Below are 18494 nucleotides of genomic sequence, written 5' to 3'. Positions count from 1 at the left end.
TCCAAAAAAAACTTCCCGTCTTCCCGTCTTCCTGTGAATTCTCTCTCTTCGGCCGAACAAAACGCCAACGGCCACCATGGAGAACCATGGCGGCCGAGAGGTGCGGCGCGGAAAACTAGATCAGGCGTCCTTCTGGTCGCGGACGCGGGCGGCCTTGCCTTGCAGGTCGCGGAGGTAGAAGAGGCGGGCGCGGCGGACGATGCCCTTGGAGACGACTTCGACCTTGTCGATGCGGGGGGAGTGCGTCAGGAACACGCGCTCGACGCCGACGTTGAAGCTGACTTTGCGCACGGTGAAGGTGCTGCGGGCGCCGGCGCGATGGCGCTTGAGAACGACACCCTGGAAGACCTGGATGCGGTCCTTGTCTCCTTCCACGATCCGGTAGTGCACGCGGACCGTGTCACCCACGCGGAAATCGGGGAGCCCCGAGCGAAGCTGGCTCGACTCGATTTCGGCGATTTTCGGGTGCGTATTCATGGGATAGCCTTCTTTCAGAGCTCTAGGAAAAACGGGGGGGCGGGACGAATCGGACGAATCGGATGCCGGTCCCGGGAAGTAGGGTGCGGCCTTAAAGCATTTGGAAATGACTCTGTCAACGCGGCCAGGCGGCTGATAGAGCATGAGAACCATGACCGACGGAGCGCTCGCAGCCGGCCAAGAAGCCCCTGATTTCGAAGCGAAGGACACGAAAGGCGAAGCCTTTCGCCTCTCGGACTACCGCGGGAAGAAAAACGTCGTCCTCTACTTTTACCCGGGCGACTTCACCCCCGTCTGCACCCGCGAGGCCTGCGGTTTCCGCGATCTTTACGAAGATCTCCGCGGAAAAGATACCGAGGTCATCGGGGTGTCCTCCGACACCGAGGCCAGCCATCGCGATTTCGCGGCCCGTCACCATCTTCCGTTCCCATTGGTCAGCGACCCGGAGAAGCGCATCGTGCGGATGTATGGCGCTGACGGCTCCATCTTCGGCCTCCTCGAGCGCACGAAGCGGCTCACCTTCGTCATCGACAAGCAGGGCAAGATCGTACGGATTTTTTCCGCCGAGCTGCGTGCAGGAGTGCACCTCAGCGGCGTTAAAGAAGTGCTTTCGACGCTGCCCTGATCGAACTGAGGGCTTTTATCGAAAGAAACCGGGCCGTTTCGCGTTATGGAACGTACGAGACGACGGAGTTGGCGTGCGCCGCCGCGGACGGGTCGATCTTTATGCGAGGCAAAAACCCCTACAAGAAGCCGGATCACTTCACCAAGACGGCGAAAGCACAAAAGTTTCCGGCCCGTAGCGTCTACAAGCTCGAGGAGATCGACCGGCGGGTGCGCCTGCTTCGCACGGGCATGCACGTGCTCGACCTGGGGGCGTCCCCGGGAAGCTGGGCCATGTACGCCGCGCAAAAAATCGGTCCGAGCGGCAAGCTGCTCGCCATCGATCTGAAGCCCATCGAGATCACCCTGCCTCCCCACGCCACCTTCAGCGTCGGCGATGCGCTGTCACTCGAAAATGACGCCCTGGCTATCCACGCCCCCTATGACGTGGTCCTGAGTGACATGGCCCCCAACACCACGGGCAATCGGTTGGGTGACCAGACGCGAAGTTTCGAGCTTTTCATGCGCGCCCTCGCGGTTGCAGCTAGTCTTTCGAAGGTGGGTGGAGCTTTCGTCGGAAAGATCTTCATGGGGGAGGACCTGCCCATTGCGCGTGCGGAGTTGCGAAAGCACTTCTCTAGCGAGCGCATCATCCGGCCGGAGGGGACTCGAAGCGTGAGCTACGAGGTCTTCATCATTGGAATGGGCCGGCGCGGGGCGGAGGGGGCGCCTTGAAGCCGTGATCCCTTCACCTCTTTCATCGGTCGTGGGGGAGAGGTTCGAGGTCGAGCGCGAAGTTGGGCGCGGCGGTGTCGGGATCGTGTACCGAGCCTACGACCGCGTTTCGGGCGCATGGGTCGCCCTCAAGGTGATCGCGATCCCCGGGGTCGACGCCGGAGAGGAAGCCCGCTTCTACCGGGAAGGGCGCGTTCTCGCTGGACTGGTACACCCGGCGATCGTGCGCCTCGTCGCGTTCGGGCAGCTCGAAGAAGGGCAGCCCTACGTTGCCATGGAGTGGCTCGACGGTGAGGACATCGCGCAGCGGCAAAAGCGCAATCCGCTGACCGTGGGCCAATGCCTCGAGGTGGCCGCCCAGATTGCCGACGCGCTCTCGGCGGCCCACGCCGCAGGCATCGTCCACCGCGACGTAAAGCCGTCGAACGTCATTCTTCTGCGCAGCGGTGCTTCGCGCAGCGGTCCGCCGTCCGGGCCCCTTTGCGTGAAGCTCGTCGACTTCGGTGTGGCCTCCGCGGAGGACGCGAAGCTGACCCGCACGGGCGCCATCGTGGGAACGCCCGCGTACATGGCGCCGGAGCAAGCGCGCGGCGATGGGGAAATCAGCGCGTCGGCCGATCTGTATGGGCTCGGCGCCACCTTGTTCGAAATGATCGCGAACCGCCCGCCCCACGTGGGGCCGACGCCGGTGGCGATTCTGGCGCGCCTGGTCACGACGCAGGCGCCGCGCCTCTCGGAGGTGGTGGGCCAGGTGCCGGTCGCGCTGGACGAGCTGATGTGGCAGCTCTTGCAGACGAATCCCTCGGATCGCCCGCAGAGCGCGGAGGCGGTCGCTCAGGAGCTGCGCAAGCTGGCCTCGGAGCTCGTCATGGACACGCACCACATCGTGCGCGTCGGAGGCGTCCCCGAGGATGCGATGGCCACCGCCCCGAGCATGCCCCCGGCGAGCGGTGTCCTCACGCCGTCGTCGTACGGTGGCTCGCGGTTGGTGACGTCCATCCTGGCGACGCACATCCCCAAAGGGGCACCGCGCGCGCGGCTGCTCTCGCATCTGCGCGCCCGCGGGGCCGATGCCACGGAGCTCGGTGGCGACGCGGTGGTGGCCCACTTGGGCGTGCGCAAGGCCTTGGGCGATGAGGCCGCGCGCGCACTGGATCTGGCGATGCGCCTCGCGCGCACGAATGCGGCGGTGGGTGTGGCGACGGGCCGGACGCGCATCGATCGCACGCGGCCGATGGGCGAGGTGGTCGATCGCGCGGCGGCGCTTGCACGCGACTCGAAGCGCGGGCAGGTGCTCGCCGACACGACGACGACCGAGCTCGCACGTGGGCGGTTCGAGTTCCTCGTGCGCGAGGACGGTTCCGCGTTGGTGGGCGAGCCGGTCCCAGGTAAGCATGAGGGCGCCGGTGGCGCGCCGTTCGTCGGGCGCGAGGCGGAGCTCGGGCAAGTGCTCGCCTCGTTCGAGCGATGCGTGGACGATGCCACGCCCGTGGTGACGACCATGACCGGCGCACCGGGCATCGGCAAGACGCGCTTGCGGCAGGAGGCGCTGCTCCGCGTCTCGTCGCACGTGACCGCGCCCCGCGTGGTGCTCGTGCGCACCGAAACGTTCTCCAACGCGCACGCGCTGGGCATCATCTCCAGCATTGCGCGCGGCCTGGCCGGCGTCTCGAATCAACGGGTCGACGAGTACGAGGCCATGGTGGCCATCAAGGACTTGGTCAGCGAGGGCGATGGTCGCGAGCTCTTGGCGCTGATCATTTCCAACCAGCCGCTGCCCGCACTGGCCGAGGCACGCGCCGCGCGCGACTCGCTCTGGATGGCGCTCACCGAGTTGGGCATGTCGGTGGCCAAGCAGACGCCGTTGGTCATCGGCATCGAGGACCTGCAGTGGTGCGACGGCGAAAGCCTCTCCATGCTGGATCACCTGCTTGGACGCGCGGTGGGGCTCCCGCTTTGGGTCTTCGGCACCACCCGGCCCGGCTTGTGGCGGGAGAATCCCGCGCTGTTTGCCTCGCGCGATCACGTCCGCGTGGAGCTGCGGCCTCTGTCGAAGAAGAGCGTGCGCCTCATCGCGCGCGCGCTGCTCGGCGACGTGGTGTCCGAGGCCGACAAGGTCAGCGACACCATCGCGGCGCAGGCGAGTGGCTCGCCGCTGTTCACCGAGGAGCTCGCGCGGCTGGCCACCAAGGGCCGCGATGCCGCGGCGGCGCCGACCATCGAGGCGGCGATGCAGGTGCACCTCGACGCGCTCGACGATGCGGCGCGCGATGCCGCGGTGAAGCTGTCGGTCTTCGGGTTCACCGGCTGGGAAGCGGGGTTGTCCGAGTTGCACGTTCCCGAAGCGAGTGCGGCCCTGCGCGCGCTCGCCGCGGCCGACGTTCTGCGCGAGCAGGCGGTGAGCCGCTTCCAAGGAACCCGCGAGTGGGCGTTCAAGCACGCGTTGATGCGCGAGGTGGCTTACGCCTCGCTCGGCGACGACGCGCTGAAAGATCTGCACGCGTGCGCGGCGCGCTGGCTCGCCAAGATGGGCGAGGACGATGCCATCGTGGCGCGCCACTTCGAGCTGGGCGGGCGCAGCGCGGAGGCGGCCGCGTACCTCGAAAAGGCGGCGGCGCGCGCGCTTGCCGCGAATGCTCTGGCGGATGCCGTGTCGATGGCCGAGAAATCGCTGGCCTTCGCCGAGGACAAGGCCACGGCGTTCGCGCGGGCGCAGATCCTCGACGAAGCGTGGAGCCGCCTCGATGCGCGCGCTGGGGAGCGCGATAGTGCAGTGCGCTCGATGGAGGAGAACGTTTACGACGCGTCCAGCGAGCTACGGGCGCGGGGGGCGCGCCTTCGCTACGAGGATGCGCGCGGCGGCGACCATGAGACGAGCGCGCGCCTCGAACAAGTGGGGCGCGAGGCGCGGGAAGCGGGGCTCTGCGACGAGGAGGCGCGCTCGGCGGCGGTCCTGGCCGCGCGTTTCGCTTACGCGGGCGAGCACGACCAGGCGGCCACCGTGGCCGATCGGCTTCTGACCATCGCGCACGAACATGCCATCCCCGCGGCGGCGGTGGATGCGTGGCAGACGTTCGCGGTGGTGTACCAGGCTCGCGGTGAGGTGGGCGCGGCCCTCGAGGCGCGGCGGGCCGCCGCGGAGGCCGCGAGTGCTGCGGGGCTTCGCACACGCGAGGCCATGCTCACGATCAACATGGGGTTTGCCCTCTGTACGATCGGGGCCAAAGACGAGGCGCGCGCCCAGATCGAGGCGGGCATCGGCATCGCGCAGGCCATCGGCTCGCCCGGTACGGTGCGGCACGGGCAGATGAACCTCCTCTGTTGGGCGGCCACGTTCGGGCCCGATCCGGCGTTGAACCACCTGCTCGAGGAGCCGCGTTCGATCGCCGAAGGCGCGCTCACGGGAAGCTGGGTTCCGCACGACCGCGCCACCCTTGGTGTCCTTTTTTACCGCGGCATGGAGTTTCTCCGGCTCGACAACATCGCGAACCCGAACTTGGACGTCGGAACGGCGTCCGAGAACGCGCAGCACGCGCGCACGTTGTTCCGCATTTCGGCGCAGGGCTACGAAGCGACGAAGATGCTCGACGTGCTCCCCGTCGCGCTGGGATTTCTCGCCGAGGCCGAGCGTCGTTGCGGGGCCGCCGAGCGCGCGCGCGAACTGGCGCAGCGGGCGTCGGCCCTCGTCGATCAAGGCTCCCCCAGCTTGCTTAACGAGACGCCCATCTTCCTGGCGCTGCACCGCGTGTCGGCCGACATGGGCCGACCCGAGGACGCGCGCGTGGCCATCTTGCGCAGCGTCCCGCGCCTGCTCACACGGATGCGCGCTCTGGAAAAGACACCGTATGTTCGCGGCTATTTGAAATTGGCCACGAACGAGATGATCCTCCAGGCAGCCAGAGGCTACGATTTGGTGCCGGAAGAAATCCGCGCGGTACTCGAAGCCGACCTGGCGTGACCCTAGAGGGCGTTGTGCTATTTCCCACGCGGCCCCGGGTCGAAAGCGAAGGTGTAGTTGAAATCTCGGATCAAGAGCGCGAAGGAACCTGATTTCGTCCAGGTCATCGGTGCGCGCGAGCACAATCTCAAGATCGACGAAATGGCGGTGCCCAAGCGAAAGCTGGTGGTCTTCACGGGGCCCAGCGGTTCGGGGAAATCCAGCTTGGCGTTCGATACGCTGTACGCCGAAGGGCAGCGCCGTTACATCGAGACGTTGAGCGCCTACGCCCGGCAATTTCTGGGGCAGCTCGAACGCCCCAAGGTCGAGCACCTGCGCGGCCTGTCGCCGACCATCGCCATCGAACAAAAGAGCGCATCGTCCAACCCACGCTCCACGGTGGGGACCATCACCGAGGTGTACGACTACCTCCGCGTGCTCTACGCGAAGCTCGGCGAGCAACACTGCCCGAAGTGCGGAAAGAAGGTCGCCGCCCAGGGCGCGCAGGCCATCACGCGCGAAATCGTCAAGCTCCCCGACGGCACCGCGGTGACCTTGTTCGCGCCGCTGGTCACGCACCGCAAGGGCGAATTTCGCGAAATCTTCGACGATTTGCGCACCCGCGGCTTCGTGCGCGTACGCATCGACGGAAAGATCACGCGCCTAGAGGACGTCACCTCGCTCGACAAAAAGAAGAAGCACACCGTCGAGGTGGTGATCGACCGCATCGTGCTCAAAGAAGAGGACCGCGCCCGCGTGGCCGAGGGCGTCGAGCTCGGCCTGCGCGAAGGCAAGGGCGAGCTGCGCGTCGACACCGGCAAGGAGGAGATCCTCTACAGCGAAGCGCGCTCGTGCTGCGGCATCGCCTTCCCGGAGCTATCGCCGCAGAGCTTCTCCTTCAACTCGCCGCTCGGCATGTGCCCGTCGTGCAACGGCCTCGGCATCCGCGACGAAGTGGATCCCTCGCTGGTCATTCCCGATGCCTCGCTGTCGATCCGCGGCGGCGCCATAGCGCCGTGGGCGCCGGCCATGCAACGCGGGGAAGGGTGGACGTCGCGCATCATCGACGGCGTGGCCAAGGCCTTCGCCGTCAATTTGGACATGCCTTGGAAGAAAATCCCCAAGGCGAAACAGGAGCGCATCCTCTTCGGCAGCCAGGATCGCATCAACGTGCGCTGGGGCAAGGAAGGCCAGAACACGTGGGCGATGAAGTACGAGGGGGTCATCCCCAACATCGAGCGCAAGTTCCGCGAGACGGCCTCGGAGGCCGCGCGCGACACCTACCGCCGCTACCTGCGTGAGCGCCCGTGTGAATCGTGCGGCGGCAAACGCCTGCGCGCGGAGAGCTTGGCGGTGCTCGTCGCCCGGAAAAACGTGACCGAGGTCACGTCGATGACCATCGCCGAGGTGGCCGCGCACTTCGAAGGGATCGAGTTGCCCTCGTCGGATCGGCAGATCAGCGAGGGCGCGCTCTTGGAGATCCAGAGCCGGCTGCGCTTCTTGCTCGACGTGGGGCTCGATTACATCACCCTCGATCGCAAGGGACCGACGTTGAGCGGTGGCGAGGCGCAGCGCATTCGCCTCGCGAGCCAATTGGGCAGCGAGCTGTCCGGCGTCATGTACGTGCTCGACGAACCGAGCATCGGCTTGCATGCGCGCGACAACACGCACCTGATTGCCACGTTGCAGCGCCTGCGCGATCTCGGCAACAGCGTCATCGTCGTGGAGCACGACGCGGAGACCATTCTGGCCTCGGATCACGTGGTCGACTTCGGCCCCGGCGCCGGGCACATGGGCGGGAGCATCACCTTCAACGGCACGCCCGAGGAGCTGCTCGCGAGCGACAGCCTCACCGGCGAGTACCTCTCGGGCAAGAAATCCATCGACGTGCCCGCGGAGCGGCGCAAACCGCGCACGTGGCTCGAGGTGAAGCGCGCCCGCGCCCACAATTTGCGCGGCATCGACGTGAAGATCCCGGTGGGCATCCTCACCGCGGTGACCGGCGTGAGCGGTGCCGGAAAGAGCTCGCTGGTGAACGGCATCCTCTTGCCGGCGCTTGGCCGCGCGCTCCACGACAGCTCGGATCCGGTGGGCGAGCACGACTCCATCGAGGGCCTGTCGGCCTTCGACAAGGTCATCGCCATCGACCAAAAGCCCATCGGTCGCACCCCGCGTTCGAACCCGGGGACGTACACCAAGGCCTTCGACATGATCCGCGAGATCTTCGCGGAGCTGCCCGAGGCACGCACGCGCGGCTACAACGCGGGACGATTCAGCTTCAACGTCAAGGGCGGGCGCTGCGAGGCGTGCGGCGGCGACGGCACGGTCAAGGTCGAGATGCACTTCTTGGCCGACGTGTACGTCCCGTGCTCGGCGTGCGAGACGAAGCGCTACAACCCGGAGACGTTGCAGGTGCGCTTCAAGGGCAAGTCGATCCACGACGTGCTCGAGTCGAGCATCGACGAGTGCCGCGAGCACTTTCAGGCCTTCCCCGCGCTGACGCGCATCCTCGACAAATTGGTGGAGGTCGGCCTGGGCTACATGAAGCTCGGGCAGCAGGCCACCACGTTGAGCGGCGGCGAGGCGCAGCGCGTGAAGCTCAGTCGCGAGCTGGGCAAGGTGCAGACGGGGCGCACGCTCTACGTGCTCGACGAGCCGACGACGGGCTTGCACTTCGACGACATCAAGAAGCTCCTCGCGGTGCTGCAACGCCTCGTCGACGCGGGCAACACGGTCGTGGTCATCGAGCACAACTTGGACGTCATCAAGTGCGCCGACTGGATCATCGATCTCGGGCCCGAGGGCGGTGCACGCGGCGGTACCTTGGTGGCGGAAGGCACGCCGGAACGCGTGGCGGGTATCGCCAAGTCGTTCACCGGGCAGTTTCTCGCTCCGCTTCTGGTGACGAAGATCACGCGAAAGGCCGCACCATCGCCGGCGAATGGCGCGAAACGGCGCGTTCGCTCTCAAAATGGCGCACCGGCGGTGGAGTAAGCCGTCTATCGTGCCAGGCACGATTTTTACGCGACATTTGAAACCTGGGAGCGTCTTGTTCGTGATGAGAAAGTTCGTGCAGCTGTGTGCGCTTGGTGGGGCGATGGCCGTGTCCATCGCGGCGTGCTCCGATTCGTCGGGCTCGCTCTCGGGGCAGGGGGGCGACGAGCCGGCGCCGGGCATCGCGCAAGCCGGGCTCACGGTGTCGGGCTGGAACAAGCTCGATGCGACGTTGCGCACCCGCACGCTGTCAGGTGGATCGGCGGGGCCGGCCCTCTCGAGCGTGGCGTCGCCGCCGGTGTCGCTGTTCGTGCAGACGAAGGATCCCGAGGGCACGCGCCGCCTCATCGAGGACGCGGGCGGAACCGTGGGCACCGTGGCGGGCGACGTCCTGACCGCGCGCGTGCCGCCCGAGGCCGTCGCGACCATCGCCAACAACGCGATCGTGTCGCGCATGGAGGGTGGCCGGCCGGTGCAGACGAAGCTCGACAAAGCCTCCGTCGCCGTGCGCGCCGATCAAGTGCACGCCGGTGCGGCGCCGCTTCCTTCGCCCTTCAAGGGCAAGGGCGTCATCGTCGGTGTGGTCGACAACGGCATGGACTTGAGGCACTCCGCGTTCAAGAAGGCGGACGGCAAGACGCGTCTGCGCTCCCTCTGGGCTCAAGGCGCGAAGGGCGCGAAGCATCCCGCCGGCTACAACTACGGCGGCGAATGCGACGCCGCCGAAATCGATTCGCAGAAGTGCGGATACACCGCCACGACGGAGTACCACGGGACGCACGTCATGGGCATCGCCGCCGGCGCGCCCGTGCAGGGTGTGCCCTACGTCGGCATGGCCCCGGAGGCGGACCTCGTCTTCGTGGACATCGGCACCCCGCCCGACGCGGGCAGCTTCGAGGAGGCCTTTACGACAGCCGTGTGCGACGGCGTTGGGTACATCTTCAAGATCGCCGACGCGGCGAACATGCCCGCCGTGGTCAATCTGAGCCTCGGCGAGCACACGGGCCCGCACGACGGCTCGTCGTTGGCCGACAAGTGCCTCGACAACCAGATCAAGCCGGGAAGGCTCGTCGTGGCCGCGGCGGGCAACGAGGGACGCGGCACGCTCAACCCGTTGAAATCCACGCGGGTGGCCGTGCATGCGACGGGCACGGCATCGGCGACGCCCATCGTCCTTCGCTGGCTTCCGGGGCGGGGCAGAGATCGCAACGACGGCCAATACTACGCGTCCCAGGTCGTGAGCCTCTGGAGCGACGCGGGCTCGGATCTCGGGGTGCGCGTGGGCTTCGTGCCCGCCGCGGGGGGCGCGCCAACTTACGCGACGGGCTCCGTCACCGTGGATCAGCCGCTCAAGAACACCTTGATCTCCGACGGGGTTGCCGCGTTGGGCCCCGTGGGCGCCTTCGGCAGCGTGTCGTCCCCCTCGGGCGCGCGCAACATCTTCATCTCGATGGTCGACAACGACGGAGACCACAATGAAGAGAACGTGGTGTGGGTGCTCGAGATCACCGGCAAGGGGAAATTCGACGCGTTCATCGACACGAACTCCGCCGGTGGCTTCCTGCTCACGGGCAACGATCCCGCGGTCACCGTCAACCACGACATGACCATCGGCTACCCGGCCATCGCGTCGAAGGTGCTCGCCGTCGGCTCGTACACGACACGCAACACGTGGACCGCGGTCGACGGCTTGGAGCGGCAGAAGAAGGGAATCGAGGGCAATGTGGTGCCCGTCGGCGCGCTCAGTGAGTTCTCCAGCCACGGTCCCTCGCGCAACGGCGTGGGCCCGATGAAGCCGGACATCGCCGCGCCGGGCGAGCTGCTCGTCTCCGCGCTCAACGCCGGGGTGCCGATCGCCGATGTGCGGGTCGAGCGCGTGGTGAAGTCCAGCCCCGACGGCTACGCCGCCTTCGAGGGAACGAGCATGTCGTCGCCGGTGGCGGCGGGCGTGCTCGCGCTCATGTTGCAGCGCAACCCGCAGCTCACCATCGACGACGTTCGCGGCGTCTTGAGCCGCACCGCCGCGAAGCCCGACGGTGCAACGGTTCCGAGCCCGACGTGGGGCTACGGGAAGCTCGACGCGCTCTCGGCGTTGAGCGATTCGACGGTCGCGCCGCCGAAGTCCGACTCGAAGGACGACAGTTCGGTCAGTTGCAACGTGTCCTCCCCCTCGGGCAGCCTCGCCTCGGGCATCATCGCGCTGGCCATCGGTTTGGCGATGGTGATTGTCCGCCGGAGGGGTCGCGCATGAGGGCGTTGCTTGCAGTCGTCGCGCTCACCCTCATGGGCTGCCCGAACAAGGCGTCCGATCCGGCGCCTGATTCCGCGCCCTCTCCCGCAGCCGGAAAGGCGACCGACGCATCGGAGCGAGGTGACGTGATCCGCGCTTACCTTCAAGTCGACCCTGCCCGCGTCACCCGTGAAAAACTCGCCGCCCTCGGCGTCGAGGTGGACACCGTCGCCGGCGACATCATGACCGCGCGCATCCCCGCGGGCGCCCTCGACCGGGTACGCGCGACCGACGGCGTGCTCCACGTCGAGATCGCCCGCCCCGTGTACCCGCGCTCGGATGCTGGCGCGATCGATCCATCGAAGGACGGCGGAAAGCGCGACTAAATCGCGCGATTCTCACGCGACATCGGGAAGGAGTAGGCGTCTCCATCCTTGATGAAAAAATTCGCACATGTGTGTGCCTTAGGAAGCTTTCTCGCTTTTCCGGTGGCGGCTTGCTCCGATTCGGCGCCCGCCGTCGTGGGGAGTGGAGACGATGCGGTGGAGACGCGTGTCGCGCAGGCGGGGCTGACCGCCCTCGGGTGGGGCAAGCTCGACGCCACCCTGCGCTCGCGTACGCTCGACGACGCACCGGCCAGCGAAGCGAGCGCGCCATCCGTGGCGCTTTACGTCCAGTCGAAGGAGCCCGAGGTTACGCGGCGGCTCATCGAGGCGGCGGGAGGGAGCGTTGGAACCGTCTCGGGTGACGTGATGACGGCGCGTGTGCCCGCCGGCGCGGTGGCCACGATCGCGAACAACGTCAGCGTGTCGCGGATGGAAGGCGCCACCCCGGTGTACGCCAGACTCGACAAGACGATTGCCGCGGTGAAGGCCGACCAGGTGCATGCGGGGGCTGCGCCACTTCCTTCGGCCTTCAAGGGCGCGGGGGTCATCGTGGGCGTCGTCGACGGCGGGATGGACTTGAAGCACGCCGCCTTCAAGACGAGCGACGGCAAGACCCGAATCCGCTCCCTCTGGCACCAAACGGCCAAGGGCGGCAAGCCGCCTTCAACCTACGGTTACGACTACGGCAGTGTGTGCGATGCCGCGGCGATCGACGCGGGAACGTGCAACTACACGAGCAAGGAGCACCACGGGACGCACGTCACCGGCATCGCGGCGGGGTCGCGCGTTGCGGGCGTGCCTTACCTCGGCATGGCGCCCGAGTCGGATCTCGTGTTGGTGGACGTGGATCTCGCCAATCAGAACAGCCCCGACGCCGTTCCCGTATCGACCGCCATTTGCGATGGGGCCGGGTACATCTTCAAGATGGCAGAGGCGGCGAACAAGCCGGCCGTCGTCAACATGAGCCTCGGCGATTTCAGCGGCCCGCACGATGGCTCGTCGCTCGCCGACAAGTGCCTCGACAATTTGACCGGGCCCGGAAAAATCATCGTGGCCGCTGCCGGAAACGAAGGGCGAGCAAAGATCAACCCCCTGGCGTCTACGCGGACGTTTGCACACGCGACGGCGGTCGCTTCGACGAAGCCGGTCGTCGTGCGGTGGCTGCCAGGGCGGGTGATGGAATCCAACGGCCAATTCTATGCGGACCAGATTCTGAATCTCTGGAGCAACTCGGACGTGAACCTTTCGGTTCGAGTGGGCTTCGTGCCCGTCGCGGGCGGAACGCCGACGTATTCGAAGGCCATCCAGGTCGACAAGCCGCTCGCGAGGGCCACGCTCACCGATGGGACCATCACCGTTGGGCCCGTCCAGGGCGCCGGGAGTGTGGAAGCTTCGGGGGCGCGCAACATTCGCGTGGGCACGTGGGATGGAGATGGTGACCACCGAGAAGATGGGCTGGTCTGGCTGCTCGAAATCACCGGCAATGGGCGCTTCGATGCCTGGATCGACTCCACGAGGGGCGGCGGCTTCATCATCGACGGACAGGAGCCCGGCGTGAGCGTCAACCACGACATGACCATCGGTTTCCCCGCGACCGCATCGAAGGTCATCTCGGTGGCCTCGTACACCTCACGCAACTCTTGGACGGCGGCGAAAGATGGTCAGGAGTGGAAGCCAACTGGCGCCGACGGCAAACCCTTGACCATCGGTGCGATCAGCGAATTCTCCAGCCGCGGGCCGCTTCGCAACGAAGCGGCGCCGATGAAGCCGGACATCACCGCCCCGGGCGAAATGGTGATCTCGGCGTGGAACACGTCCGCTCCCATCGACACCGGCACCCCCGATCGCATCGTCAAAGCTCCACCGAATGGCTACGCCGCGTACGAAGGGACGAGCATGGCTTCGCCCGTCGTCGCCGGCGTGGTGGCACTCATGCTGCAGAAGGAGCCGAAGCTCACGGTCGAGGATATCCGTGGCACCTTCCAGCGCACGGCCGTGAAGCCCGACGGGGTGACGGTGCCGAGTTCGACGTGGGGCTACGGAAAGCTCGATGCGTTCGCCGCGGTGGGCGATGCGAAGGTCGCGCCGCCTCCTCCGAACGATGGAAATGGCGACGCGAAGGGCGAAGAGAAGAGCAAGAGCGGATGCAACGTGGCTCCTACCGGCGGGCTCTTCTCCGGACTCGGCGCGGGAGCTCTTGCATTGAGCATGATGCTCGTGCGCCGACGCCGCCGCGGGTGAGTCGCCCGCGCCGTTGCATCCAAACGGCAGGACGATTTCTCGGCCGCACGCTCTTCTTTGCGAAGTCGCATCTCGGTGGTGCGCAGGTGCGAACATCATGACGGAGTGAGCACGGAATCCGACGCACGCGGCGCTTTTCAAGCCGCGTGCGTTCGCGTTTGTGGTGAGAATGCACCCTCGTCGTCGAAACGACATGGCCCAGTGAGGAGCCTTCACCATGAAACACTTCCGAACGATGTGTGCCTTGGGCAGTGCGATGGCCGTTGCCATCGCCGCGTGCTCCGATACATCCGTCACGCCGGGTGGCGATGAGAGCGTGCCGCCGGGGGTCGCAAAGGCGGGGCTCACCGCCACGGGCTGGTCCAAGCTCGATGCGACCCTGCGCATGAGTACCCTCGCGGCCGCGGCGCCGGAAAGGAGCGAGGATGCGGAGAGCGCGGCGCCGGAGCTGTCGTCGCTGTTCGTGCAGTCGAAAGATCCTGCGGCGGCCCGCCGGATCATCGAGGAGGCGGGAGGAACGGTGGGAACCGTTGCGGGCGACGTTTTGACCGCGCGTGTGCCCAGCTCGGCGATCGCGATGCTCGCGAACGGTGCGGCCGTGACGCGGATGGAGGGAGCCCTCCCCGTTCATCCGAAGCTCGACAAGGCGGCGACGGCCGTGAAGATCGATCAAGTGCATGCGGGCGTGTCGCCGCTGCCTTCTCCGTTCAAGGGAAAGGGCGTCGTCGTCGGCGTGATCGACGGGAGCGTCGATCTGGCGCACGACGCGTTCAAGAAGGCCGATGGCACCACGCGCGTGCGCGGCATCTGGGACCAACGCCAGAAGGATGGCACCCCGCCTCTGGATTTCAAATACGGCACCGGGTGCACCGCCGCGCAGATTGACGCGAAGACGTGCGCGTACCAACGGACGGGAAGCCACGGCACCCACGTGCTGGGTATCGCGGCGGGTGGCCCCGTCGCGGGGGTGCCGTACATCGGCATGGCCCCCGAGGCCGACATCGTTTGGGTGGAGCCTGGAAACGCGCCCGGGGTTTCCGGGCCGGATACCCTGACGACGGCCATCTGCGACGGCGTCTCGTACATCTTCAAGATCGCCGAGGAGGCGAAGATGCCCGCCGTCGTCAACATGAGCCTCGGCCAGCACAACGGATCGCACGATGGGCTGTCGCTCGCGGAGAAGTGCCTCGACAATCTGACCGGGCCGGGAAAAATCTTGGTCGCGGCCGCGGGCAACGAGGGGCACGGGAACGTCAACTCTGCACTCGACAAGACGCCGGTGGCGGTGCACGCGTCGGCGACGGCTTCGGCGACGCCGGTCGTTTTGCGGTGGCTTTCGGGCTCCGTCGCGGCAGCCGATGGGAAGTACTACGCCAGGGAGGTCATCAACATCTGGACCGATCCTGACGCGGAGCTCTCCGTGCGCGTCGGCTTCGAGTCGACCACCGGCGGTGCGCCCACGTACTCGAAGAGCATCGTCGTGGAGCGGCCGCTCGCCGACACGATGCTCACCGACGGCACCATCACTCTGGGAAATGTGGCCGGCAGCGGGGCCGTGTCCCCGACGGGCGCACGCAACTACAGGGTGACCCTGAGGGACACCAACCAGGACGGGCTCGAAGACAAGCGTCCCTGGCGCTTGGAGATCCTGGGGAAGGGCAAATTCGACGCGTTCATCGATACGACCAACCAGGGCGGGTTCCTGCTCACGGATCAACAGGCTGGTGTGACGGTCAATCACGACGTGACCATCGGCTACCCCGCCATCGCGTGGAAAGTGCTCGCCGTGGGCTCCTTCGTCACGCGCGGCGAGTGGACGTCGAGCGACGGAAAGCCGCAGCAGCAGCAGACCTTCGTCGGCGGTGTGCCCATCGTCGCTGGCGCACTCAGCGACTTTTCCAGCCACGGTCCTGCGCGCAACGGCGTGGGGCCGCTAAAGCCGGACATCACCGCGCCCGGCGAGATGATCATCTCGACATTGAACACCAGCACGCCGGCGGCCCAAGTTCGCGCCAAGAACCTCATCAAGCCCTCGCCGAACGGTTACCTCGCCGAGGAGGGCACGAGCATGGCGTCCCCGCTCGTGGCGGGCGTGGTCGCGCTGCTGCTGGAGCGCGATCCGAAGCTCACCGTCGACGACATTCGTGGGATCTTCGATCGGACGGCGGTCAAGCCCGAAGGCGTGGACAATCTGCCCAACGTGATGTGGGGGCGCGGGAAGCTCGATGCCCTCGCGGCATTGAGCGATGCCCACTTCGCGTCGCCCATCCCGCCGCGTTCGGAGGACGGCGGTACCGGCGGCAACGCCAACACCGGCGGCAGCTCCGACGATGGGTGCAATGTGTCACCGAGCGGAGGGCTGTTCTCCGGGCTCGGCGCGGGCGTCCTCGCATTGGGGATCACCCTCGTGCGCCGCAGGCGCCGCGATCAGTCGAACGATGCCGGGAAGCGCGACTGAATCTCGCGCGTCCAGCGCTCGTCGCCGTGGAACACGTCGCCGCAGAGCATCGACGTGATGGAGCGCTTCAAGAAGGGATGCGGCTTGTCCGCAAACAGGTACTCGGTGAGGGTGCCCTGGTAGAACGCTTGGACGGCGCCGAGAAAGAGCTCGGCGCCCCGGCGTACCTGTTTTTCCCACGCGACGAAGCGGTCCACGCTCTCCCCCGACTCGAGCGCCGCATGGATGGCCTCGGCCCCGTGGTAGCCGCCATAGATGGCCAGGTGCGCGCCCGTCGAAAAGAGCGGATCGATGAAGCCGCCCGAATCGCCCACGGCAAGCCATCCGGGGCCGGCGAGGCGCTTCACGCGAAAGCTGAAATCGGCGGTGGCGCCTGCGGGGAAGAGCTGTTCGGCGCCTTCGAGCATCCGCGTGGCGACGTCCGACTCGCTCACCGCGCGGCGGTAGAGGTCGTCCACGGTTTGGCCGGGGGTGCGCGTCTTCATCCACGCGCTGGACACGACGGCGCCGACGCTGGTGCGGCCATCCTTGAAGGGGATGAACCAGAACCAACCCGCCGGAAACACGACAATCTGGATGTCGCCCTCGCGATCGCCCGTGTCGCGGTGCGCGCCGCGGAAGTGCGTGAACAGGGCCGTCTTGTCGAGGTGCGGCACCCGGATGGTGCTGCGCGTCGTGTGCGCATGCATCGCGTCGCGTCCGGTGGCATCCACCACGAAGGGCGCGGCGAGCGAGTGCGTGACCCCGTTGGGATCGCGCGCTTCCACGCCGACGGCGCGGTCGTTGTCGAAGACGATCCGCGTGACCGTCCACCCCTCGCGCACCTCCGCGCCCAAGGTCGAGGCGCGGCGAAGGAGCACGTGATCGAACTCGTCGCGCGGCACCTCGAACGCCGATTTGACGCTCTTGTCGAAGGCCTCCGCGAAGTCGTACCGGGCGGTCTTGCCCGTGCCGCTCAGGTGGAAGTTGGCGCCACGCTTGACCAAGAAGCGCTGCTCCAGCGCCTCCAGAACGCCGACCTTCCCGAGGATGGGCATCGACTGCGGGAGGAGCGACTCCCCCAGGTGAAAGCGGGGAAAGGGCGTCTTCTCCAGAACGAGCACCCGCCGGCCGAGTTGCGCAAGCCGTGACGCGGTGACGGAGCCGCCTGGCCCGCCGCCCACGATGATCACTTCATACGACATGGATTATTCTGCGGTTTTCGGCGGCGGCCCGAGCTGAATGCGCTCGCCGATGTACGCGCCCACCAAGGTGAACAAGACCCCGATCGAGGCCATGATCACATAGAGGAAGGTGGGGATCATGCGCACGGTCTGGTTCTGCACGAGCACGAACGTGGTGGGGATGGCCACGACGAAGCTGGCAACCACCGGCTCGATGAAGGTACGCCCGGGCGAGACCATGCCGATGAGCAACCCGCCGAGGAACCAGACGGGGATGCACACGATCATGCCGTTACCGCCCTCGAAATCGAGCGCGCCGACGACGACGGGCAGGCCGAAGACGAGCGCGGCCGTAAGGACGACCTGCACCAGCAGGGCAATGAACATCCATTTGATGCTCAGCCCTTCTTGCTGGTACCTCCGCTCGAGCTCTTCCTCGCGCGTACGACCGCTTCGGCCGATGGCCTCCATCTTGGCGCCGCACGAGGCGCAGCGCACCGCATTCGGGGGATTTTGGGTAAAGCCACAACTCGGGCAAGCGGAGGCCTTGGCCATGGCAAAAAGCCTACCCTGCCTGCGGCGTGGCCGACGAGAAAAATTACGGAACGTTCGTGCTCGTGAGATGTCAACCTGGATGTGCGTCCGATGAGCCATTCCCCCGAAGCCCTCGTAGAGTTTGCGGAGCCGGTCGATCCGGAGCTTCTGCAGCTCCCCGATCCGCCGCGGCGCGAACGTACATGGACGCTGCTCCTCCTCCTCGTGACCGCCCTGGCGTCGCTGGCCATGGTCGTCTCGCTGGCCCGCGATGCAGCATATGCGTTTGCGCCGAGTAGTCCCTTCGACGCGGGGGAGCTTCTGGCGCTCAAGCTGGAGGAGGTCGGTCAAAATCGGCTGGTGCACGCCCGCGGCATGCTGGGGGCGAGTGGCGCCATCCGTTATGAGCGGCCCCTCGAGTCGGATTCGTACCGGCTCGCACCGGTGGCGGGCCGATCGGATCTCTGGGTGGAGATCCGCGTTCCGTCGGGGCAGGAGAGCGCGCGGTTCGTTCCGCCGAGCACGTTTTCCGGGCGGCTGGTGCGCTTCGATGCGGTGGGCCCGCGGCACCGTAGCTTGCGCAGCCACGTGCCCTCGAGCGCGTGGCTCCTGGTCGATGGCGAGACGCCGGAGCGGGCGCGTTGGTCCGTCGGCTTGATGGTGCTCTTCGTCGGGTTCGCGGTGTGGAACGTGGCGACGTTGGTGCGTTTGACTCGAAGAGTGCGCTAGGCGCCTT

12 protein-coding genes are annotated in these 18494 nt (G+C 66.8%); 9 read left to right on the top strand and 3 right to left on the bottom strand.

Features of this window, described 5'->3' with window-relative positions; translation table 11 throughout:
* Positions 1–120: 120 nt before the first annotated feature.
* Complete coding sequence (gene rplS, locus LVJ94_38030; protein WXB02698.1) at positions 121–477, bottom strand: 50S ribosomal protein L19; 357 nt, start codon at positions 475–477, stop codon at positions 121–123.
* 151 nt (positions 478–628) lie between these two features.
* Here rplS and LVJ94_38025 point away from each other — a divergent pair, with 151 nt between their 5' ends.
* The 8 genes from LVJ94_38025 (at position 629) to LVJ94_37990 (ending at position 16061) form a co-directional block, all read left to right on the top strand.
* Positions 629–1102 carry a peroxiredoxin gene (locus LVJ94_38025; protein ID WXB02697.1) on the top strand — a complete coding sequence of 158 codons (474 nt, stop codon included), beginning with the start codon at positions 629–631 and terminating at the stop codon, positions 1100–1102.
* Positions 1103–1203: 101 nt separating this feature from the next.
* Positions 1204–1815, top strand: a complete 612-nt coding sequence (locus tag LVJ94_38020; protein ID WXB02696.1) for an RlmE family RNA methyltransferase — start codon at positions 1204–1206, stop codon at positions 1813–1815.
* 4 nt (positions 1816–1819) lie between these two features.
* A complete protein-coding gene (locus tag LVJ94_38015; protein ID WXB02695.1) occupies positions 1820–5773 on the top strand; it encodes a protein kinase in 3954 nt (1317 codons plus the stop codon).
* Positions 5774–5830: 57 nt separating this feature from the next.
* Positions 5831–8746: an excinuclease ABC subunit UvrA gene (gene uvrA, locus LVJ94_38010; protein WXB02694.1), complete on the top strand. Its 2916-nt coding sequence runs from the start codon at positions 5831–5833 to the stop codon at positions 8744–8746.
* 64 nt (positions 8747–8810) lie between these two features.
* Entirely contained in the window at positions 8811–10997 is a 2187-nt protein-coding gene (locus LVJ94_38005) for a S8 family serine peptidase (GenBank protein ID WXB10783.1), read from the top strand.
* Positions 10994–11362, top strand: a complete 369-nt coding sequence (locus LVJ94_38000; protein WXB02693.1) for a hypothetical protein — start codon at positions 10994–10996, stop codon at positions 11360–11362. Before LVJ94_38005 ends, LVJ94_38000 begins: the two co-directional genes overlap by 4 nt.
* A 102-nt stretch (positions 11363–11464) precedes the next feature.
* A complete protein-coding gene (locus LVJ94_37995; protein ID WXB02692.1) occupies positions 11465–13603 on the top strand; it encodes a S8 family serine peptidase in 2139 nt (712 codons plus the stop codon).
* Positions 13604–13820: 217 nt separating this feature from the next.
* Positions 13821–16061 carry a S8 family serine peptidase gene (locus tag LVJ94_37990; GenBank protein ID WXB02691.1) on the top strand — a complete coding sequence of 747 codons (2241 nt, stop codon included), beginning with the start codon at positions 13821–13823 and terminating at the stop codon, positions 16059–16061.
* Here LVJ94_37990 and LVJ94_37985 read toward each other — a convergent pair.
* Positions 16031–17245, bottom strand: coding sequence for an FAD-dependent oxidoreductase (locus tag LVJ94_37985; GenBank protein ID WXB02690.1), 1215 nt, complete (start codon positions 17243–17245; stop codon positions 16031–16033). The genes LVJ94_37990 and LVJ94_37985 overlap by 31 nt on opposite strands.
* 3 nt (positions 17246–17248) lie before the next feature.
* The gene (locus tag LVJ94_37980; protein WXB02689.1) at positions 17249–17779 is read right to left on the bottom strand and encodes a hypothetical protein; all 531 of its coding nucleotides are present in this window, start codon (positions 17777–17779) and stop codon (positions 17249–17251) included.
* A 90-nt stretch (positions 17780–17869) separates the two neighbouring features.
* Between LVJ94_37980 and LVJ94_37975 the strand changes: the two genes are divergently transcribed.
* Positions 17870–18487: a hypothetical protein gene (locus LVJ94_37975; protein ID WXB02688.1), complete on the top strand. Its 618-nt coding sequence runs from the start codon at positions 17870–17872 to the stop codon at positions 18485–18487.
* Positions 18488–18494: the final 7 nt, after the last annotated feature.

The organism is Sorangiineae bacterium MSr11367, assembly GCA_037157805.1.
GTDB lineage: Bacteria > Myxococcota_A > Polyangia > Polyangiales > Polyangiaceae > Pendulispora > Pendulispora rubella.
This window is presented reverse-complemented; position numbering and strand designations above follow the sequence as displayed.